21 protein-coding genes and 1 pseudogene are annotated in these 20,514 nt (G+C 31.3%); 16 read left to right on the plus strand and 6 right to left on the minus strand.

Annotated elements, in window-relative coordinates; genetic code table 11:
* From RH82_RS07670 to RH82_RS07680, 3 genes are all read left to right on the plus strand, one after another.
* Entirely contained in the window at window positions 1-3,216 is a 3,216-nt protein-coding gene (locus RH82_RS07670) for a WD40/YVTN/BNR-like repeat-containing protein (RefSeq protein WP_034059507.1), read from the plus strand.
* 70 nt (window positions 3,217-3,286) lie between these two features.
* Window positions 3,287-3,862 carry a superoxide dismutase family protein gene (locus RH82_RS07675; protein ID WP_034059509.1) on the plus strand — a complete coding sequence of 192 codons (576 nt, stop codon included), beginning with the start codon at window positions 3,287-3,289 and terminating at the stop codon, window positions 3,860-3,862.
* A 179-nt stretch (window positions 3,863-4,041) separates the two neighbouring features.
* On the plus strand, window positions 4,042-5,214 hold the full coding sequence (locus RH82_RS07680) for an LETM1-related biofilm-associated protein (protein ID WP_034059512.1): 1,173 nt from the start codon (window positions 4,042-4,044) through the stop codon (window positions 5,212-5,214).
* On the opposite strand, the gene RH82_RS07685 is transcribed toward RH82_RS07680, so the two are convergent.
* The 6 genes from RH82_RS07685 to RH82_RS07710 all read right to left on the minus strand — a co-directional run bounded on the left by RH82_RS07685 (window position 5,211) and on the right by RH82_RS07710 (window position 9,684).
* Entirely contained in the window at window positions 5,211-6,164 is a 954-nt protein-coding gene (locus tag RH82_RS07685) for a Fic family protein (protein WP_034059514.1), read from the minus strand. The two genes, RH82_RS07680 and RH82_RS07685, sit on opposite strands and share 4 nt — an antisense overlap.
* A gap of 65 nt (window positions 6,165-6,229) precedes the next feature.
* Complete coding sequence (locus tag RH82_RS07690) at window positions 6,230-6,985, minus strand: LytR/AlgR family response regulator transcription factor (protein ID WP_034059516.1); 756 nt, start codon at window positions 6,983-6,985, stop codon at window positions 6,230-6,232.
* A gap of 45 nt (window positions 6,986-7,030) precedes the next feature.
* A complete protein-coding gene (locus RH82_RS07695) occupies window positions 7,031-7,342 on the minus strand; it encodes a 2TM domain-containing protein (protein WP_034059783.1) in 312 nt (103 codons plus the stop codon).
* 2 nt (window positions 7,343-7,344) lie between these two features.
* Window positions 7,345-7,695 carry a 2TM domain-containing protein gene (locus RH82_RS07700; RefSeq protein ID WP_034059519.1) on the minus strand — a complete coding sequence of 117 codons (351 nt, stop codon included), beginning with the start codon at window positions 7,693-7,695 and terminating at the stop codon, window positions 7,345-7,347.
* 7 nt (window positions 7,696-7,702) lie between these two features.
* Window positions 7,703-9,049, minus strand: a complete 1,347-nt coding sequence (locus RH82_RS07705) for a 2TM domain-containing protein (RefSeq protein ID WP_034059523.1) — start codon at window positions 9,047-9,049, stop codon at window positions 7,703-7,705.
* Window positions 9,050-9,051: 2 nt separating this feature from the next.
* Window positions 9,052-9,684, minus strand: coding sequence for a tetratricopeptide repeat protein (locus RH82_RS07710; RefSeq protein WP_034059526.1), 633 nt, complete (start codon window positions 9,682-9,684; stop codon window positions 9,052-9,054).
* Between the two features lie 769 nt (window positions 9,685-10,453).
* On the opposite strand from RH82_RS07710, the pseudogene RH82_RS19230 reads away from it, so the two are divergent.
* The 13 genes and pseudogenes from RH82_RS19230 to RH82_RS07775 all read left to right on the plus strand — a co-directional run bounded on the left by RH82_RS19230 (window position 10,454) and on the right by RH82_RS07775 (window position 20,426).
* Window positions 10,454-11,572, plus strand: a pseudogene (locus RH82_RS19230) (MutS-related protein).
* Between the two features lie 116 nt (window positions 11,573-11,688).
* On the plus strand, window positions 11,689-12,153 hold the full coding sequence (locus RH82_RS07720) for a VOC family protein (RefSeq protein ID WP_241148023.1): 465 nt from the start codon (window positions 11,689-11,691) through the stop codon (window positions 12,151-12,153).
* A gap of 6 nt (window positions 12,154-12,159) precedes the next feature.
* On the plus strand, window positions 12,160-12,741 hold the full coding sequence (locus RH82_RS07725; RefSeq protein WP_034059529.1) for an aspartyl/asparaginyl beta-hydroxylase domain-containing protein: 582 nt from the start codon (window positions 12,160-12,162) through the stop codon (window positions 12,739-12,741).
* Between the two features lie 186 nt (window positions 12,742-12,927).
* Window positions 12,928-13,311: a hypothetical protein gene (locus tag RH82_RS07730; protein WP_034059531.1), complete on the plus strand. Its 384-nt coding sequence runs from the start codon at window positions 12,928-12,930 to the stop codon at window positions 13,309-13,311.
* A 52-nt stretch (window positions 13,312-13,363) separates the two neighbouring features.
* Window positions 13,364-14,188: an N-acetylmuramidase domain-containing protein gene (locus tag RH82_RS07735; protein ID WP_034059532.1), complete on the plus strand. Its 825-nt coding sequence runs from the start codon at window positions 13,364-13,366 to the stop codon at window positions 14,186-14,188.
* Between the two features lie 208 nt (window positions 14,189-14,396).
* The gene (locus tag RH82_RS07740; protein WP_034059534.1) at window positions 14,397-15,203 is read left to right on the plus strand and encodes a hypothetical protein; all 807 of its coding nucleotides are present in this window, start codon (window positions 14,397-14,399) and stop codon (window positions 15,201-15,203) included.
* A gap of 204 nt (window positions 15,204-15,407) precedes the next feature.
* Complete coding sequence (locus tag RH82_RS07745; protein WP_034059537.1) at window positions 15,408-15,992, plus strand: TIR domain-containing protein; 585 nt, start codon at window positions 15,408-15,410, stop codon at window positions 15,990-15,992.
* A 1-nt stretch (window position 15,993) separates the two neighbouring features.
* A complete protein-coding gene (locus tag RH82_RS07750) occupies window positions 15,994-16,878 on the plus strand; it encodes a DUF4231 domain-containing protein (protein WP_034059539.1) in 885 nt (294 codons plus the stop codon).
* A 159-nt stretch (window positions 16,879-17,037) separates the two neighbouring features.
* Complete coding sequence (locus RH82_RS07755; protein WP_034059541.1) at window positions 17,038-17,835, plus strand: hypothetical protein; 798 nt, start codon at window positions 17,038-17,040, stop codon at window positions 17,833-17,835.
* 123 nt (window positions 17,836-17,958) lie between these two features.
* Window positions 17,959-18,552: a DUF6946 family protein gene (locus tag RH82_RS07760; protein WP_034059542.1), complete on the plus strand. Its 594-nt coding sequence runs from the start codon at window positions 17,959-17,961 to the stop codon at window positions 18,550-18,552.
* A 291-nt stretch (window positions 18,553-18,843) separates the two neighbouring features.
* A complete protein-coding gene (locus RH82_RS07765) occupies window positions 18,844-19,341 on the plus strand; it encodes a hypothetical protein (protein WP_034059543.1) in 498 nt (165 codons plus the stop codon).
* Entirely contained in the window at window positions 19,338-20,057 is a 720-nt protein-coding gene (locus RH82_RS07770) for a DGQHR domain-containing protein (RefSeq protein WP_034059545.1), read from the plus strand. The genes RH82_RS07765 and RH82_RS07770 overlap by 4 nt, the downstream gene beginning before the upstream one ends.
* Before the next feature lie 120 nt (window positions 20,058-20,177).
* Entirely contained in the window at window positions 20,178-20,426 is a 249-nt protein-coding gene (locus RH82_RS07775; protein WP_034059548.1) for a hypothetical protein, read from the plus strand.
* The last annotated feature ends 88 nt before the right edge of the window (window positions 20,427-20,514 follow it).

Below are 20,514 nucleotides of genomic sequence, written 5' to 3' on the forward strand. Positions count from 1 at the left end.
ATGAAAAAAATATCCTTTCTATTATTATTACTCTTAGTATCAATAGTTTCGGCTCAAGAATTCTCAATGGACTTGGTAAAAAACATGAAACCAAGAAATATTGGACCAGGCGGGATGTCTGGTCGTGTAACAGCTATCGATGCAGTCCATAGCAATCCAGATATTATGTACGTTGGTACAGCATCTGGTGGATTATGGAAATCGACTTCTGGTGGTATAAAATGGAGTCCTGTTTTCGACAAAGAAGTAACGGCTTCAGTCGGTTCTGTTGCTATTCAGCAGTCTAATCCAAGCGTTATTTGGGTTGGCACAGGAGAAGGAAATCCTAGAAACAGCTTAAATGGAGGCTACGGTATTTACAAATCTTTAGATGCTGGAAGAAGTTGGAAATCTATGGGTTTAGAAAAAACGCGTCACATTCACCGTATTGTAATCGATCCTACAAATCCAAATATAGTTTATGTTGCAGCCATTGGCAGTCCTTGGGGAGAACACAGTGAACGTGGTGTTTATAAAACTACGAATGGAGGTGAAACTTGGAGTAAAATTCTATTCGCAAATAATAAAACTGGAGCAGCAGATTTGGTTATGGATCCATCGAACCCAAATAAATTAATTGCTACACTTTGGGAGCACAAACGTGAACCTTGGTTTTTTAATTCTGGCGGGAAAGGTTCTGGATTACACATTACACATGATGGTGGAAAAACGTGGAAGAAAATTACAGAAAAAGAAGGATTTCCAAAAGGAGAATTAGGTAGAATTGGTGTTGCTATCGCTCCAAACAAACCAAATATAGTTTATGCTTTAGTTGAAGCAAAAAAGAATGCACTTTACAAAAGTGAAGATGGTGGTTTTAGTTGGAAGAAAATAAATGATAAAAGTGATATTGGTAACAGACCTTTCTACTACTCAGAAATTTATGTTGATCCACAAAACGAAAACCGTGTGTATTCTGTTTTTACCTACATAAATGTGAGTGAAGATGGCGGAAAAAACTTTAAACAATTGATGCCAGCTTATGGTGTTAGTAATGGTGTACATCCAGATCATCATGCATGGTGGATTCATCCTGAGAATGGAAATTTCATGATTGATGGAAACGATGGCGGCATGAATATTACCAAAGATGGCGGGAAGTCATGGCGCTTTATTGGCAATATGCCTGTGGCTCAATTTTATCATATTAACGTGGATAATGAATTTCCATATAATGTTTATGGTGGCATGCAAGACAATGGTTCTTGGCGAGGTCCTGCTTATGTTTGGAAAGCACAAGGCATTAGAAATAGTTATTGGCAAGAAATAAGTTTTGGTGATGGTTTTGATGTTATTCCAGATCGTGACGATTCGCGTTTCGGTTGGACCATGAGTCAGCAAGGTTATGTAAGTCGCTACGATTGGCAAACAGGAAATAATTATGGTGTACAACCAACACATCCAGATTCAGAAGTTTTGCTGCGTTTTAATTGGAATGCGGCCATAAATATTGATCCTTTTAGTAATAAGACGCTTTACTTCGGAAGTCAGTATGTGCACAAATCGAATGATAAAGGAGACACTTGGACCGTAATTTCTCCAGATTTAACAACCAATAATCCTGAAAAACTAAAACAACGCGATAGTGGTGGAATTACTATTGATGCCACAGGAGCAGAAAACCATTGTACTATTTTGGTTATTGAACCGTCTTCATTAGAAAAAGACATGCTTTGGGTTGGCACAGACGATGGTAAGGTACATGTTACCCAAAATGGTGGTGAAACTTGGGACGATGTTAGTAATAACCTAAAAGAACTACCAACAGGCAGTTGGATTGTCCAAATTAAAGCAAGTAATAAAAATAAAGGTGAAGCGCTTTTAGTAGCAAACGATTACAGGCGCTTTAATTTTGAACCGTATGCATACCGAACAAAAAATTACGGAAAATCGTGGGAACGCATTGTCGATGCTAACGATGTTAAAAGTTATACGCTATCAATAGTTGAAGATTTAGAAGAACCCAACTTACTCTTTTTAGGTACTGATGATGGTTTGTATATTTCTACAAATGCAGGAAACAAATGGACTAAATGGACCGAAGGTTTTCCAACCGTTCCTGTAAAAGATCTAGTAATACAACCTAGAGAGCACGATTTGGTGATTGGCACTTTTGGTCGTGCCGCATGGATTTTAGACGATTTAAGACCTTTACGAGCGATTGCAAAAAATGAAATTGCAGATAAAAAGTTAGAATTATTTACGCCTCCAACAGCCTATAAAGCTGCATACCAACAAGCAACTGGAAGTCGTTTTGGCGGTGATGCTATGTATTCTGGAGACAATAGAAGCTCTGGTGCGCGTTTTAAATATTATGTGAAAGTGGAAAAGCCTGCTAAAAAAGAAGAGGAAAAGAAAGATGATGACAAAGAAGAACAAGAAGAAGATGAAGCTCCAGAAAAAGAAGAAAGTGTAGTAAAATGGGATTCTATTACAATGAAAATATATAATAACAATAAGCTAATAAGAACAATTAAACGAGAAACACCAGACTCTACAGGGATTTATAATTGGACATGGCGTATGCGCGAAAAAGGTGTTGATTATCCTTCAAAATCTATTAGAAAAAGAAAGAATGAGCCAAGTGGTGTTTCTGTTAAACCAGGAACCTATAAAGCTGTAATGCATTATGGAGATTTAACTTCCGAAGAACTAATTACTATAAAAGAAGATCCACGAATTGAGGTTTCTAAGATGAATACAGATGCGGTGTATTCAGCATTAAAAGAGGTAGAAGTTATAAGGCAAACTATGGCTGACGCGACAAAGCAATTAGCTGAAAGCAAGAAAATTGCCGAAAAACATAAAAAAAACCTCAACACATTAGACAAAAAGAAATACAAAGCAGAAATAAAAGCATCAAAAGACATTGTTAAAAAAATAGACAGTCTATTTGCTATTTACTTTGGAAAAGTAGACAAAAGACAAGGTATTACAAGAAGTAATTTACCAACTATTAGTTCAAGAATAAATAAAGCAAGTAACTATATTGGTTCTAGAAAAAACGGAATTACAACTACAGAAACAACACTTTTAAAGCATGCTAAAAAGGCGCTTAATGATGCTTTAATACTAACAAACATATTTTTTAATGACGAATGGAAAGCGTACCAAGAAAAAATTGAAAGTTTAAATGTTTCAGAATTTAAAGAGATAAAACAGTTTAAAATAGATTAATAGTAAGTTTCTTGTAAAAAACCATTTATAATCTTAACTTTCTAACCTTAGAACCAAAAACAAATTTACCATGAAAAAAATAGTATTACTCTCATTATTAACGGTCTTAGCATTTACAACAAGCTGTAAAAAAGATGTAAAAGATGCCGTTGAACCTATTATCGAAGCTGAAAAACCTGTAAAAGTAGAAGAAGCAATAAGAATTAAATTTGCTCTGTCTCCAAAAAGTGGAAGTACTGTAAAAGGTAACGTTGAATTTAAACAAGAAAATGGTCAAGTTGAAATGATTGCCTATTTAAATGGACTAAATCCTGGCGAACATGCAATACACATTCATAAAACTGCAGATTGCTCATCAGACGATGGGAAGTCTTCTGGTGGACATTGGAATCCTACAGGTCAACCACATGGGAAATGGGGTAAAAAAGAAGGTTATCACAAAGGAGATATTGGAAACTTTGTTGCAGATGAGAACGGTGATGCCGTTGTAACCAAAACTACAGACCAATGGTGTATTGGCTGTGGAGACGAGACAAAAGATATTTTAGGAAAAGCTATTATTGTTCACGAAGGTGTAGACGATTTTAAATCGCAACCAAGTGGAGCAGCTGGAACCAGAGTTAGTTGTGGAGGAATTATTAAATAAAAAATAGTATCCTATTATTAAATAAATTTTAAAATCTCAGATTAATAATTAATCTGGGATTTTTTATTTCAAAATAACTTCAAGTAATATATCGCTTTTGGCAGCTTTCTGTTAACATAAAAAAACGAAAGTAAATTAAATTGAAAAAAACTAACTTTACGCACTAAAACAAACAACAAGTGAACCCATCTGCAACAGGCTGGATAAATAAGCTAATCTCAATAAGCAATAAGGAATTCTCTAAAGAATTCGCATCACTTATTGTTCTCTACAAAGCCCTTATTCCTTGTGGATATATTTATGGAAGTAACACGAAAATTATAAACGATTTAATTGATAAACGCGATTTTTCTTCGGAAGAAATCTGTAAAATTAATCACCTTATTGCCTTATATGTAACGCATAATAGCATAAAAGACAAAATCAATTTTGTTGAAAACACCATTCAATTTTATAAAAAGATTAATGCACATAAAACGAACTTCTTTCTAGACATCCTTAGTAAAGGAGATACTACCGAAACCCTTGAGAAAATTATTCATAAAAGAATTCAAATAGATAATAACCTCATCGATAAAAGTTTTAACTATTTCATAACTAACGCATTACTTTTTATTGATGTTTTGGCTTACAAACAATACCTAACTACTGGAACTATAACTGAAGCCTCTATTATAAAAGAAGAAAGTGCTATAGAAACCATTGTATTAAAAACATTAAATTCTAAAATTAAAAAAACCAAATACGATAATAGCCTTATTGATTTGTTCGAGCAATCTCTGCGCTACCAGCAAACAAATAAACTAGATTATAATGAAGCTATTTCTGTTTTAAAAACACCTTTAGAAAAACAATACATTCTTGACTTAGCATGCATGGCAACTTGGTCTGATAAAACTTTAGATGACAACGAACGCTATTTTCTATTTCAACTAGGAAAAGACTTAAACCTAGAAGCGAAAGACGTAAAAAATGCAATGCATTCCATTACAGATTTCTTCGCTAAACACAAAAAAGACATTGTATTATTAGGCTCTAAAAACATTGTAAAAACCTTTTACAATAACTCTAGCGCCATGGTAATGAAATTGATTTCTAGAAATAGTAAAAGACTGCAAAAAGAATTATCCCAAAGCAAAGAGTTAATGCTATTATTAACAAAATCTACTGGTAAAGACCTTACTAAAGAAGAACAAAAGAAAGTTAATGATCAATTATTAGATATTTTTAAAGCCATACCAAGTCTTGCAATTTTTCTATTACCTGGAGGCGCATTATTACTTCCATTAGTCATAAAGTTTATCCCAAAACTATTACCATCTGCATTCGATGATAATAGAATTGAAGATTAACGTTTTCTAGTTCTATTAGCTATATAATTAGTGATGGCTTCTTTGGTTGTATACCAGTTTCTACCTTCTTTATGTGCATCAATTTTACCTTGTCGAGCTAATAAACTCACATATTCCTGACTGTAAGCAACATCTGGCTCTTTAACAATATCACTTATTATTTTATAATCTTTATCATGTTCTGGCAAAGCTGTTAAGTAGATATTTGTTGTACGCTCTAATGCTTGAGCCATAAGTAACATTAGTTTTGTATAGTTACCTTTATTTGCTTGGTTTAAAGCTTCGTAGTATTTATTTCTATCGTTTTTTAATATAATTGCTGGAGGAAAACCTTCTCGCATTAATAGTAAGTTCATTACTAAGCGCACAGTACGACCATTACCATCAAAGAAAGGATGAATATGAACAAACCTATGATGAAACACGGTAGCCAACTCTATACTATTTAATTGTAAAGGGTTATCGTTTACGAAATCTACCAAATCGTTAAGTAATTGATGTACGCTACTTGCGTTTGGTGGCACAAAATTAGCACCGCTAATACGAACACCTGCATTTCGCAAACGACCTGCAAAATCATCTTCGATAGTACGTAAAACTAAAGCATGTAAAGACAAAATATCTTTACTGCTTAAAACATAATCTGGTTTAACTAAAGTATATAAATAGTTTATGGCATGCTCGTGGTTTTTAGCTTCAAAATGCTCACGAAGTGATTTGCCTTTTATGGTGACACCCTCTTGCAAAACCATTTTGGTTTCACGAAGATTAAGCGTGTTGCCTTCTATACTATTAGAATTATAAGTCCATTCTATAAGTAAGGCTTCTCGAATACCCAACAAAGCACTATTAGAAAAAGGTCTAAGTTTTTTTAGATACTCTACCTTTTCATCTAAACGTAGAAAAGTTTTTTTTAAAGCTTCTCTATATGTTGTATTTAATGTTTCCACAACACAAAGATACAAATTAATATCGGTACAATGATATTTAACACCTATCCGATATTAATAAATTTTTATTCTAACCAATTCTTAAAATCCTTTACACGTTCACGCGCAACAATTACGTCTTGCTCGTTATAGTTATTCAGTTTAATTTGCAAGCGCGAATTAGTATAACTCACCATATCTTTTATGGCCTGAATATTAACAAAGAATTTTCTATTTATTCTGAAAAATTGCACTGGAGCCAGTTCAGATTCTAAATTATCGAGAGTTGTGTCTAAAAGGTAATTCCTACCTTGTGCAGTATGTAAATACGTGCCTTTGTTTTCGCTATAAAAACACTCGATATCCTCAATATTTACTAATTTTAAATGCTGACCAACCTTTACCGAAAATCGTTTTTTATACTCACGTTCTATCGGATTAATAAGCAGTTTCTTAATCTCGTTAAAATCTAACGTTACGCTTTGTTTTTTTGGTAATCGCGTTTTAAATTTTAAAACTGCCGTTTCCAATTCTTCATCGTCTATTGGTTTTAATAGATAATCGATACTATTCAATTTAAAAGCTTGAAGTGCATACTCGTCGTAAGCAGTTGTAAATATTATAGCTGAAGTTATTTTTATAGCATCAAAAATCTCAAAAGACAAGCCGTCGCTTAATTGTATGTCTAAAAAGATAAGATCTGGATGCTCGTTATTTTGAAACCATGCAATAGATTCTTCAACAGAATGTAACATTGTTTCTGCTTCAATATCAAAAGTCTTTAGCATGCGTTGTAAACGCCTTGCTGATGGTTTTTCGTCTTCAATTATTATTACATTCATTAACTAGAATATTAGATTTTTGGTTTATTAATTTTTAATATAAAACTATTCCCAAGCGCTTTTATCTTTTTCCATAATTTTCTTAATTTTTCGTTCTTCCCAATCACTTCCTAAAATAAAACTTGGTAAAAAAACGGTAAGTCCATGAATAATAATTCCAATTCCCCAAAGCGATAAAGTTAAAAAATTATGTATTTGAAAATAACTTTCTCCAGGTTCTAAGTTTTCTATATTAAGAAAAACAAAAAAAAGGTTAATGGTTATGAAAATAAGTAAATGCGTATAAAAGCCTTTAATTTTTTTAACACGATGCTTTGCATGCTCTAAACGTTTTTGGTATATTTGGTTTGTGCTCATAATTATTTCCATTTATTTTGGTTTTCTTCTTTTTCTAAAAATTCGTTTATTTTACGTTTTTCCCATGCTTTGCCAAACATAAAGTTTGGACCAAAAACACCTAGAAAATGAAAAACCATACCAATACCCCAAAAAATCACTGTTGAAAACACATTAAAACTCCAGAATTTATCACCATTGAGATTTTTAGATATTACATACAGAATAAAAATATTAATTACTACGTACGACAACAGATGCCAATAGAAACCCATTATTTTTCCCAATTTCTTTTTTGCCCTTAAATACGCTTCTTCGCGTTCGTAATTACGTTCAGAATTAGCGGCACTATAAGGTTCTATATTATTTTTCATGATCGTATTAATTGTAACGATTACCTTCTTCCTCTTCCATAAATTTTTCAATTTTACGTTGCTCCCAATTACGTCCTAAAACACCATCGTTTACAAACACTTTATAGGCATGAATACTCAATCCTAATCCCCAACCACCCATTGGAAAGAAAAACCATTTGAACTCCCAAAAAGTATTATAATTAATAAAAATTAAAAAAGGTATTACGGTGCAATAAGAGATTAGATTATAATAAAATTCTTTTAGCTCGTCAACACGTTTACGTGCTCTTACGTAATTGTCGTCAAATTGTTTTTCTGGTACTTGTCTCATAATTGTTATTTGTTTGGTAAGCATTGGAATTGCAACTCTAAAACTGGTTTTATCCTCTGTAATACTCACTGTTCTGTTTGATAATAATTGGTAGCGTTGTTTAATATTATTTAAACCTACTCCACTACTTTTTTTCACTACTTGTTTGGTTTGCAGATTGTTTTCTACAATTAGGTTGCCATTGCTTTCATAAATTCTAATATGCAATGGTTTACTCTCTGTTACTATATTATGCTTTACTGCATTCTCTAAAAGCAGTTGTAAGGATAATGGCACTACTTTACTTTCTGGATTCGAAGCTTGTTCTGGAATGTCGAAAATAATACTGTCCTCAAATCGCATTTTTAATAACGACATATAGGTTTTTGCGAATTCAAGTTCTTCGTCAAGCGTAATTAAATCTTTATTTTTTTGCTCTAAAACATAACGATAGACTTTAGACAAACTCGTTGTAAATTTTTGCGCATTGTGTGGATTTTCTTCAATTAAACTGGTTAGTACATTTAAACTATTAAATAGAAAATGAGGATCTAATTGATTTTTTAAAGCATCGAACTTTGCGCTAGCGGTTCCTGCAATTACCTTCTGCTCTTTTACTTTACTTTCTTGCTTGTGTTTTTGATAATAAGTAATATAGAATATAGCAGTAACCGTAATGGATATTGTTAAAGAAGACCAGTAACTTAAAACACTTTGAGAGGTAATAAATTTTATAAATGTCTGATTATAAATAACAACATTCGTTATAAAGCGCAGTAAAAAAATAGCTGCAAAAGAGATTAAGACAGAGAATAACGCAGCTGATAATATATTTTTAAATTTAAAGAAATCGCTTTTATACTTTTCAACTAAAACCCTAAAAACATAAGCATTAGACATGTAGAGCACTACAGAATAAATTTGGTTGTAAATAAAGTTTTCCAAAAGCGCCTCATTGAATTTTAATTCACCTTTTGTAAAATAAATTACTATACAAATAATCACGAACACCAAGATACCTATTGAAAACGCTTTCCCTAAATCTTTTAAAAATCTAATCATATTTATTCTTTACAAGATGCGATCATTATTTCTGCTCTTTCTTTCCCCCAACTAGGATGAAACTCAGATTCTGGTTTAAAGTTAACAAAAAGTTCTAAAGCTTTGTCAAATTCTTTACAAAATGGTTTTATGTCTTGTCCAAAATACTTAGCGCTTCCCATATTCCACTCCGCTCTATTTAAAGTCACTCGTGGATTTTTAGGATCTAACTTATAGGCTTTCTCATAAAACTGGGCAACTTTAGGAGCCATCGTCATGCCATATTTTGCGCCATCACTAGCCACATAAACCGTATATAATAAAGCTTGCATAACTAATATTTCTGGATTCTCTTTAGAATTTGTTGTGGCATCATTAATAAAATCTTGTGCTCTTAACAATTGTGCATTCAATTTTTCGGTGTCTTGCATTATTGCGAATCCGTCGAGAATTAACACTTGTGCTGCATAATAAGAGGGCAACCAGTTTTCGTTTTCGGCACTGGCAATGCGCTCGAAAAGGTTTGCCGCATCGTCTGTTTTGTTTTGTTGCCATAGAGCGATTGCTTTATGCATACCGGTTTCGTATTTACTTTCGGTTTGTGCTCCAACTTGCGCTGTTATAAGCATAATAATAAAAATTGCTAATCTATACATAATCGTTTGTTTTTAATGTTGAGACAAATATCTAACAGAAACAAACCTTTTTAAAAAGTGAATGACTGAAGTGTCATTTCTTAATGCTGAATTGTATATCCTTTCATTTTTATATAATGTTAAGTATAAAAGTACCGTCTTGAAACTAATCGAACAACTAAAAACTGTAAATGTAATCAGTTATTAATCAAACCTTTTTTGTAACATTAAATGGAAACTCCACACTTATTGTTAAATGATAAAAGATATCCTATTTCAAATTAAATATTCGTTTTCTCAAATAGCATTTAATAGAAAAAAAGAGATGAATAAAAGATTAAAAGAGTCCTTTGGTAAAGTCAAAGACGATTCTTTTGACTTTGAAAGGATTGAAAACTACTTTAGAAATAAAGACCACTCTGAAGCCTATCAAGTATTATCAAACAAAACGTGTAACGACTTAGATTTTGATGAGCTATTTATGTTTCTGGATAGAACCCATTCAAAAGTTGGTCAACAATACCTTTACAATACACTTCGAACTATTGCCGTAGACGAAGAACAGAACAAACTAAATGAGGAAATAATAGCTGAACTATCAAAAAATTCAGACTTAAGGATTTCGCTTCAAAAAAAGATTGAAAAACTAAAACACAAAGATGCCTATTATATAACAACGCTATTTCAAGAAGAACACATCAAGCCACCAAAATGGTTTTTTGTAATAAAACTGTTATCGTTTGCAGGTTTAGCATCATTACTGCTCTCCTTTTTTGATCCTTTCTTTTTCATGATCTTAATAGGCCTCTTTTGTATTAATGTTGTACTTCATTATTGGAACAAAAGAAACCTAGTACAGTATGTTAGCTCAATTCCACAGCTTTTACGCCTTAATACGATAGCCCCACATCTATTTGCAAATCCATTACTTAAAAAAATAAATCCTAGCCTTCCAAAGTCTATAACATTAATTAACGAAGTTAAAAATAGAATGTCATTTTTTCAACTGGAAGTAAAGTTTCAAGGAGAATTTGAAATTATAGCTTGGTTTTTCTTTGAGGTTTTTAAAACACTATTTCTACTTGAACCTTTGTTGCTCTTTGGTGTTTTAAAAAGATTAAATACTAAAAGAGAAAACATAGAACACATCTTTAAATTTGTTGGCCACATTGATATGCTCATTTCGATAGCGTCTTTAAGACACGGTCTTGAAACCTTCTGCACACCAATTATTAATAATGATAATCAAATTATTGTAAATAACATCAAGCATCCATTAATCTATAATTGCACAACAAATAGTATAAATATTTCTAAAAAATCTATACTGCTTACAGGCTCTAATATGTCTGGAAAAACCTCTTTTATTCGTGCTATTGGATTAAATGTAATAACAGGATTAACGATAAACACTTGTTTTGCAAAATCAATAACGTTCCCGTTACTTAAAGTATTTTCTGCTATTAGAATCAGTGATGATTTAATGAACAATAAAAGTTATTATTTTGAAGAAGTATTAACCATTAAAGAAATGATTTCAGAAAGTAATAACGGCAAAAGAAACCTTTTCCTGCTAGACGAAATATTTAAAGGCACCAATACAATAGACCGAGTTTCTGCCGGTAAATCTGTTTTATCTGCTCTTGCATAAAACAACAATACCGTATTGGTGTCTACTCACGACATAGAACTAACAGATCTACTTTCTAAAGACTATGAATTATATCATTTTAGTGAAACTGTAAATAATAAAACCATAGGTTTCGATTATAAGCTGAAAGCAGGTAAACTAAAAAACAGAAATGCCATTAGAATACTTGAAATTAATGATTACCCAAAAGAAGTTGTGCGTGAAGCAATGGAAATTTCAGACAAACTCGACAAAACGTATTTAGCCAATAAAATCTAACGATAAATCCTTTTTTTACTGCGCCTCGCCTACTCACAAAAATTTCACTAGAATTTTATATCTGAAATATGTTTACTAAATTAGTGACTTAAACCACAAAAAAACCAGAACTAAACATGATTATAAAAGGACTTTTTGAAACGCATCTATATGTTGAAGATCTTGAACGTTCTATAGATTTTTATGGTCACACGCTCGCATTGAAGCAATGCCGTTTCGATGCCGAACGTAGAGCGGCCTTTTTCTGGATTGGAGAAGATAAACAGGCTATGTTAGGTTTATGGGAAAAACCTAAAAATGAAATTGATAAGCGCCATTTCGCCTTTCAATGCGAACCAGAATGGATTTTAACCGAATCTGTAAATTATCTCAAAAAAAGAAATCTACACTTCTGGAATTTTTTAAGCGATGATACTGAAAGGCCAATGGTATTTGCTTGGGTACCTGCAATTGCAATATATTTCACGGATCCAGACGGACACTACCTTGAGTTTATTGGGATTTTAAACGGAAAATCTAAATCTGAAAATGGAGTCATTTCTTATCAGGAATGGGAAGCTCTAGAACTAAAAGAAAAATAAAACGCTATGGAACCTAAAACTGCATTTAAAGACCGAATACAATTACCGCTTAACTTCGATGTGGAAAAAATGCGCAAAGAATCACAAGCCTTAAAAAAAGAACATTACGAATATTATAAAGTTATTCAGTTGCGTGGCCCTGCGCATCTAGTAGACACATCGCTACCGTTTCCGCCACCAGCGAGCGATTATGCAGATGGCAGTTGGTGCGATTGGTTAGACACGCCTGCGCTAGAAAAATCGCCGTATTTAAAAAGTATAATCGATAAAATTAGCGAATACACAACAGTTAATCTGGTGCGCTTATTATTCTTAGCACCAAAATCTGTTGTAAAAGAACATACAGATCCTACCTTAGCCTTAGAAGAAGAAAAAGCAATGATTAGGCTAACCATTCCTATCGATAATAATGAAGGTGTAGCATTCTTTTTAAATAACACCTTAATACCAATGCAAGTTGGAGAATGCTGGTATTTAAGACTGTCCGATCCGCACCGCGTTATAAATGATGGCACTACAGACCGCGTTAATTTAACCATAGATGTGATCCCAAATAATAAAATCATCGCACTTATAAATAACGTGTAATTAAGAATTTTTAATATCTAACCGAAGCACTAATCAGATCAGCCGCTTATATTATATTTAAACACGTATTTATACGTGTTTTTTTATTGGAGTTTATGATTAGTTTAGTACACACATTAAATCTACAGTCACTATTAAGGATAGCGTAATTCTGCTAGGTAACATTTAAAAAAAAATTACATTAAAATGAAAAATATACTTTTAATGCTATGGGTTACTATCGGAATAGCATCCTGTTCTCATTCAGATTCTGAAAAACAAATCTTAAACGGTATACTCACTGGAGATTTTATTGAAGTGACACCAAACATTAATAGAACAACATTAATTTTTAGTGCCAATAGCAATCAACTTCAAGAGAAAAGAATGACTGATGGCGAAAATCCTGGATCGCGAACTTTTTCCATTCGCATATTAGAAAACAATTTAATTGAATTAAGCAGCAATGAAGCCGACGAAGCACAATCTAGAATTTTACATTATTTAATAATTGATAACAATACATTTGAGATTGGAAACATAAATCAAAATGACCTTGAAGGTACTATTATGGTTTTCGAACGGAATTAATAGTTAAGATAACAAGCGCGAGCTAAAAATTAAACCTAATCCCTAAAATAATATGAAAACAATTAGATACAGAAGCACAGGAAGCGATGTACATTTCCTTGAAGAAATATTGGTAGATTTAGGCTATACTATTGTGATCTCTAATTTTTTTGGCAAAGACACGCACAATGCCATGCTAGATTTTCAGAAAAATAACAATTTGGTAATCGATGGTATTGTAGGCTCTAAATCATGGTCTAAACTTATCGCAGCACAAAATGCATTAATCATACATAACAATAAGTTTTTATCAGAAAGTGATGTACAAGATTTTGCAGATGCTTATGAAGTGGAATTAGCAGCTGTTAAAGCTGTAAATGAAGTGGAGAGTTTAGGTAAAGGCTTCTTACTCGATGGACGACCACGTATTTTATTTGAAGGTCATATTTTTTGGAAACAGCTTAAGAAAAGAGGTTTAAACCCAGAAGATTATGTGTCTAGTAACACTGAAAATATCCTCTATAAAAAGTGGACCAAAAAGTATTACGAAGGTGGCAAACAAGAATACGATAGGCTTGAAAAAGCAGCAGGACTCAGCGATATAGATGCTGTACACGATGCCGCTTATGCCTCTGCATCCTATGGTGCCTTTCAAATTATGGGTTTTAATTACGGAATTGTAGGCTTCCCAAGCGTCGATAGTTTTGTATCACAAATGTACACCAACGAAAAGGCACAACTTATGGCCTTTGGCAAATTTTGCGAATCCAATAACCTCGTACGCCATTTAAAATCTAAAAACTGGGCTGCTTTTGCCAGAGGTTATAATGGTCCTGCGTTTCAACAAAATAAATACGATATAAAATTAGAAAAAGCTTATAATAAATATAAGGTGTAGAATGAGATAAAACACCTTCTGATTTAAACGTTATTTTCACTTTTTCAAAAAAGCAAAAGTATTCGTAAAACATTAATATCAGTAACTTAACCTCCAAAAAAGCCATTCGTATGCTTTTTTAAAACACGTATTTCTACGTGTTTTTTTCTTGTGTTTTAGTTTTAGATTAGTCGTCATATATAGCGTTAATTTTATAAAAACCAATCCAATGAAAAAATCACTAATCTTAGCTTTAACAATCATTACAGTACTACTTTTCAATCCGGCGCTTTATAGCCAGGAGAATTTAGAGGTGTCTGAAACCGAAAACATAATAGAACAATCTAACAACTATCAAGAACTGGAAGACGAGCGCTTAAAGATTATTGACGAGATGTACGAAATGATGTATGAAATTAGTGGTCTATTCACAGAATTAGAAAGAGCAGAAAACCTTGAAGACGTATTGGGTGACTATTCATTAGGAACACCAGAAGATTCAGATTTAAGTGCCTTCTCACAAAAACAACGCATGCAAATCCAACGCTTAGAAGAAATAAAGAATCGTATTATATTACCAGAACTGAAGACCGTTGGTGGTCAAAATTTGCAAGACATGAAACACATTGCAGTAACCGAAGGCTTTCGTAGAATTATAGAAAACAAAGTACAAGACATTTTAAAGAAAACCGATCAACTCTCAAGTGTAGGCACAAAAGTAACCGAATTGAATAACACTTCTTACGTCAGCCAGAACTTTAAAAAACAAATCAGTTGGTCGTTTGCTTTTTTAGTAGGCTTGGTAATCGTTGGCTTTTTTATCATTGCGTACCGAGACGACGAGATACGTAAAACCATTTTCTCTGGAGATGCTGGATTACAATTTATTACCATTTTCTCTATAATTATTGCCATTATTCTATTTGGTATTACAGAAGTTTTAGGCGGTAAAGAGTTGTCTGCTTTAATTGGAGGTATTTCGGGTTATATATTGGGTCGTAGTAGTATTCCTGAAGTTAAGAAGGAGAGTGAATAGTTTTTAGGCAAGACTCTTTTACTTTAAAATTGAATTAAAAACAGGTATTTATACGGGTTTTTAAATGGAATATAATTTTTAGTTTTATAGAGTAAATAATGAAGTGGAATACGGAAAACCGTAAGGTAGAAACACTATTAATGATTTTTTTACTAAAAATAAAAAGGACAACAAAAAATTATATAAGCAATAATTAAAAAAACTATGGGACACAAATGCTTTATTTCATTTAAAACAAATGATTCTGACTACAAAGATTATATACAAAATGATTTGGATGTAGATATGATAGATAAATCTTTAAATGACCCTATAGATTCAGAAGTTGAAGATTATATAATGCGTAAAATACGTGAGGATTATTTATCCGACTCAACTGTAACCATATTTTTAATTGGAAATGTTAGTGCTGAAAATTCATTTTCACAAAACCAAAACTTCATTAAAAGAGAATTACAAGCTTCTTTATACAATGGTCAAAATAATTCGAAAAGTGGAGTATTAGGTGTCGTACTTCCAAATATGTATGATGCAGTTTTCGCAGGCTCTTATAATTGTTCAGTTTGCAATGGTTCACATACTACTGTTAAAATAAATGACAGCACAGTAATAAAAGAATTTTCATACAACTATTACATTCCGAATGACAAGTGTGCTTGGGCTGAAGAAGATAGGTATTGCGTATTAGTGAAATGGGAAGATTTTATAGAAAACCCTGAAACCTTTATCAATAAATCTTTTGATAAAAGAGATAGTGATATTTCAACAAAAATTAAAGTAAAACCTTAAAATGAAGAATTCAGACTTTCCAAATTATTTCCAAGCTTCTGACAATATCTCAATTGAATCTCAATCAAATTATTTACAATTAATCCGAATTGATTTAATTTCTATGATTATAGCTTCTGCGTTAGCTATCAATAATTACCAATTAACAGAATCAAAATTATTAATTTATATAATTTCTGGTTTTCTATTACTCCTAAGTTTGGTTTTAACTATTATACTAAAAAGTAAGAAATTTGAAGACACTTGGTATCAAGGAAGAGCTTTAGCTGAGTCTTGTAAAACTTTAACTTGGAGATTCATAATGTGTTCCGAATATTTTGAAAAGAATATCACAGAAATTAATGCAAAAGAAAGATTCATTGAACGAATAAAAGAAATAACTAATGAGTTTAGCGATTTAACAAAAATATTAAATTCAAAAACATTAAACTTACCTATCATAACAGAAAAAATGCTTGAATTAAGAGCAATGGGTTTTGTAGAAAGAAAAGCATATTACATTTCAAAAAGAATTGAAGACCAAAAAGAATGGTACTCTACAAAAGCCGAACATAATAAAGGAAAATACAATTTATGGTTCTACATAATAATTGTCACACAAATTATTGCTTTGATAAGTATAGTTTTTCTAATTAAAAATCCTGACAATAATTGGAATTTTGTAGGGTTATTCACAACAATAGCCTCTTCGTCAATTAGTTGGTTGCAATTAAAACAACACCAAGAATTAAAACAAGCTTATACTACTGCAACTCAAGAGTTAAATTTTATTGTCTCATTGTCTGAAAAAGTAGAAACTGAGGACGAGTTATCTAAATTTATTTTAGATGCTGAAAACGCAATTTCGAGAGAACATACAGTTTGGGTAGCACAAAGAAGAAAATAACTATTGCTAACAATGTATAAAAACAATAGCAGTTTTAGTGATAAACCCGAAGTCTGTAGATATAAAAATAGGTCAGTGATTAAACGAAAAGTAGTGCTTTCTAAGCCGCTACTTTTCATATACCAAACGTAGCCTTTATATTAACTAAAAACAAATAAGATGAAAAGAACAATACTAACAAGCATTTTTTTACTTACAGTAATTATTAGCTTCTCACAGAATAAAATTGAGATAGACACTTTAAAAATAATTGATTTAAATCAAATAATTGAATTCGAAAAAAGTTTGCCTGATGAAAGTTCTGAAAAATCTTTTAATGGAGTAATTGTGAAAAGTAAAACAGAGCCAATTCCGAACGCTTTAAAAAATGTTTTTGACCGACTTTACGTAACCAATATTGGGATTGAAACATACCGAGAAAATTTAGATGAATTATTAGGACGAATAATTTTTGATGAAAATGGTCTTAAGAATATAGGTCTTTTAAGTGTAAAATTAGATACAGTAAAGATTAATTCTTTCATTCCAAAACAAGGTAAACTGTTGTCTCAGAAGTTAACTAAAAAAAGTTCAGCTAGCATAAGTTTATTTATAAATGCTTCAGCTTCTGAAGAAAGAATATATGAATACTATGTGAACGATATTTCTAGAGCTATTTTGAAAGGAAATCAGATTAATAAAGAAAGTTTAAAAAAATTAACTTCTGATATGAGTGACGCTGAATTAAAACAACACTATGTAGTCACTGGAGTAACAGTAACAGAAATTTTTAGAAGAGAATTCGAAAAAAAGACAAAAAAAATAAAAGCTGATAATTTCCCTTTAGGCGGTGCTGCACTGTCGTTTGAAGGAAATTTCTTTGTTTCGGATGATAATTTTGAAAGAGAATATAAAATTGGCTTAACAGCCTCTAGACTGGATATAGTTAAAAAAGAAGTTAAAATACTACTTGACTAAAAATACAAAGAATTACAATGGCTATAAGTAATTGATTGTTCTAGCTTACTTCTAGAAATCCTCGCATACAAACCCACAACTAATCTTATACAAACACGTTTCAGGTAATTTAAAAAAATAAAAATGATAATTGCTGGAGAAATAAAAAACATATTTGAGTGGTATACTAAAGCAGGTCCAAAGGATAAAGAAACTCAATGGAAACCAGATCATAGTGCTTTAGAATTTGCAAAACTCGTTTTAGATGAAACTTTTGAGGATGATATAAAAGATAATATCCTTAATAAAATAAGTTCTAAACAAAATATTCTACTGGCAATTCCAGAACAAATTACCAAATTGGATGATTTTAAAGGAGGACAAAGAAATCATGATTTAACATTGTATTCCGAAAATGGAAATGAAAAAATTGGAATTTGTATTGAAGCAAAAGTTAATGAAGATTTTGATAAGATTATAAAAAAGAAGTGGGAAGAAGGAAATAAGCCGAAATCTAATATTCAAAATAGGATTAAAAATATTATATATTCTATATGGCAAACCTATGACATAAAAAAATTTAATAATTTAAAGTATCAGTTAATTACAGGACTATATGGGACAATTAAATACGCTGAACAATTAAATATTAAAAAATGTGTATTCTGTATATATCAAATCGAAATAGACGGAAATACTAAAATAAAAAAAATGAAGATGAAATTCAAAAGCTATTAGTTTTTTTTAATATCCAAGAAAAAGTTAAAAACAACAATTTATACGGGCCTTTTAAAACAGATAACAATATAGAATTTTATATCTCTTATTTAAAAAGAGAGAAGATCATAAAGTAAAAACGCACTACAACACAGTATAAAAGTAATTTCACTTTAGTGCTAAAACAAAGGTCGTTGCACGTTTACTACGTCTAATTTTCCTTCGAAAAATCATCGCGTACAAACACGTAACTATTCTTAGACATAAACGTTAGCCAAAATTGAATAAAAATGAGAAAAATCAAAAAAAAATATGGATTGGAATAAAATTGGAAATTCTATACTAATTTTTATTAAGAACATTCCTAACACATTAAAGAAAACATCTATTTGGATATTAATTTCATATTTAATACCGATAATAAATGTTGCAATAATTTGGGGTATGAAAGGAGAAAAATTCAAACTTGATTTAAATATAATCAGTATAATTATTGTCACAAACGCTTGCTTCGTTACCTCTTTAGTCTATTTAAGTGACAAAAAGAGGGAGATTTCGAAAATTTTAAATATTGCAACTCTTGTAATTACAGTTGTATTATTTGCTTTGTCAATTGTTGAAATAGAACAACAAAAACAAATTTTCCCATTAAGTATCTACAAAACTGGAGCTTTTGTAACACTTGCTCTTTCAATTTTATTTGGGTTAATTAGTAAATATGATGAAGTTGAAGCCGAAAGTAAAGACAGAGCAGATAAAGGAAGAGGAACAACTGGAACAACAATAGAAGGAAAACCTATCAAATTATGAGCACATTAAAACTAAACATATTAAAGTTGCATCAATCGATAGGTACGATTTATGTTTCAAAAATAAAACCAAGTGACTTACTTGCAATGTCAATTGTTGATAGAAGAAGAATTGAAGAAGATGAAGAAGTTTTAGGAATTCAACGTGAACTAAAAAAAGACAAAGTAATTCAAATTCAAAATTATTTAACTTCAATAGATGCAACTTTCCCAAATTCAATTATTGTTAATACTACACAAAATTTTGTAGTAAACGAAAATGAAACAGAATTAGAATTAACAATAGATGATAATACATTCACTATAATTGACGGACAACATAGAGTTGAAGGGTTTAGAGAAAGTAATTTAGATAATTTCGAACTTTTAATTGCAATATTCAAAGATTTAAAAAATGACCAACAAGCAAATATTTTTTCAACGATTAATTCCGAACAAACTAAAGTAGATCCTTCTTTAAACCTTAATTTAGAATTAAACAGTAAAGCTTATACACCCAAGAAAATGATGATTGAAATAGCGCAGTCATTAAATTATGATAAAGAATCACCTTGGTATAAAAGTATTAAAATGTTAGGTGCAAATACAAATGGAATTATTTCATTGTCAGCATTTGTAAAGCCTTTATTAGAAATCACTTATCCAGAAAAAGATTATTATTTAATTCGTAATGAATTGATGCAAAACGAAAAAGAATTCCCAACATTTTCTGACTAGAATTACAAGGCTGAAAGATATTTATTTTGGGAATTTTACAAAAGAAAAGATGTAAATTCTACGTACAAAATTCTATTTAATTATTTTAAAGCTCTTAAGATTATTTTAGACAAAGATTGGTTGAATAAAAAATCATTATTAAACAAAACAACAGGTTATAATGCAATTATTAAACTTTTCAAAGATGTTTCAAAATACGGATTTGAAAACGGAGATTTATCATATCAGTTCTTTTTCCGAACACTATCACCTTTATCGGAAATGAATGGAACTGTAACAAGTGAAAATTATGGCGCTTCAGGTTTTAAAGCTTCGAATGAATTATATCACGAAATGAAAAAAACTTTGGCAAACACTGTTTATAATTAATGGCTAGTTTTAACTTGCTTACGAAAATCCTCGCGGATTTTCTTTATGCAATTCATTTACCAACCCAAACTACATTCACCTCGTAAAA

It is taken from the genome of Lacinutrix jangbogonensis (assembly GCF_000797445.1).
Lineage (GTDB): Bacteria > Bacteroidota > Bacteroidia > Flavobacteriales > Flavobacteriaceae > Lacinutrix > Lacinutrix jangbogonensis.

What these genes read in the sequence shown, in the direction of transcription:
- RH82_RS07670 (WP_034059507.1), top strand. Translation starts at nt 1, where the DNA reads ATGAAAAAAATATCCTTTCTATTATTATTACTCTTAGTATCAATAGTT.
- RH82_RS07675 (WP_034059509.1), top strand. Translation starts at nt 3,287, where the DNA reads ATGAAAAAAATAGTATTACTCTCATTATTAACGGTCTTAGCATTTACA.
- RH82_RS07690 (WP_034059516.1), bottom strand. Translation starts at nt 6,985, where the DNA reads ATGAATGTAATAATAATTGAAGACGAAAAACCATCAGCAAGGCGTTTA.
- RH82_RS07695 (WP_034059783.1), bottom strand. Translation starts at nt 7,342, where the DNA reads ATGAGCACAAACCAAATATACCAAAAACGTTTAGAGCATGCAAAGCAT.
- RH82_RS07700 (WP_034059519.1), bottom strand. Translation starts at nt 7,695, where the DNA reads ATGAAAAATAATATAGAACCTTATAGTGCCGCTAATTCTGAACGTAAT.
- RH82_RS07705 (WP_034059523.1), bottom strand. Translation starts at nt 9,049, where the DNA reads ATGATTAGATTTTTAAAAGATTTAGGGAAAGCGTTTTCAATAGGTATC.
- RH82_RS07710 (WP_034059526.1), bottom strand. Translation starts at nt 9,684, where the DNA reads ATGTATAGATTAGCAATTTTTATTATTATGCTTATAACAGCGCAAGTT.
- RH82_RS07720 (WP_241148023.1), top strand. Translation starts at nt 11,689, where the DNA reads ATGATTATAAAAGGACTTTTTGAAACGCATCTATATGTTGAAGATCTT.
- RH82_RS07725 (WP_034059529.1), top strand. Translation starts at nt 12,160, where the DNA reads ATGGAACCTAAAACTGCATTTAAAGACCGAATACAATTACCGCTTAAC.
- RH82_RS07730 (WP_034059531.1), top strand. Translation starts at nt 12,928, where the DNA reads ATGAAAAATATACTTTTAATGCTATGGGTTACTATCGGAATAGCATCC.
- RH82_RS07735 (WP_034059532.1), top strand. Translation starts at nt 13,364, where the DNA reads ATGAAAACAATTAGATACAGAAGCACAGGAAGCGATGTACATTTCCTT.
- RH82_RS07740 (WP_034059534.1), top strand. Translation starts at nt 14,397, where the DNA reads ATGAAAAAATCACTAATCTTAGCTTTAACAATCATTACAGTACTACTT.
- RH82_RS07745 (WP_034059537.1), top strand. Translation starts at nt 15,408, where the DNA reads ATGGGACACAAATGCTTTATTTCATTTAAAACAAATGATTCTGACTAC.
- RH82_RS07750 (WP_034059539.1), top strand. Translation starts at nt 15,994, where the DNA reads ATGAAGAATTCAGACTTTCCAAATTATTTCCAAGCTTCTGACAATATC.
- RH82_RS07755 (WP_034059541.1), top strand. Translation starts at nt 17,038, where the DNA reads ATGAAAAGAACAATACTAACAAGCATTTTTTTACTTACAGTAATTATT.
- RH82_RS07760 (WP_034059542.1), top strand. Translation starts at nt 17,959, where the DNA reads ATGATAATTGCTGGAGAAATAAAAAACATATTTGAGTGGTATACTAAA.
- RH82_RS07765 (WP_034059543.1), top strand. Translation starts at nt 18,844, where the DNA reads ATGGATTGGAATAAAATTGGAAATTCTATACTAATTTTTATTAAGAAC.
- RH82_RS07770 (WP_034059545.1), top strand. Translation starts at nt 19,338, where the DNA reads ATGAGCACATTAAAACTAAACATATTAAAGTTGCATCAATCGATAGGT.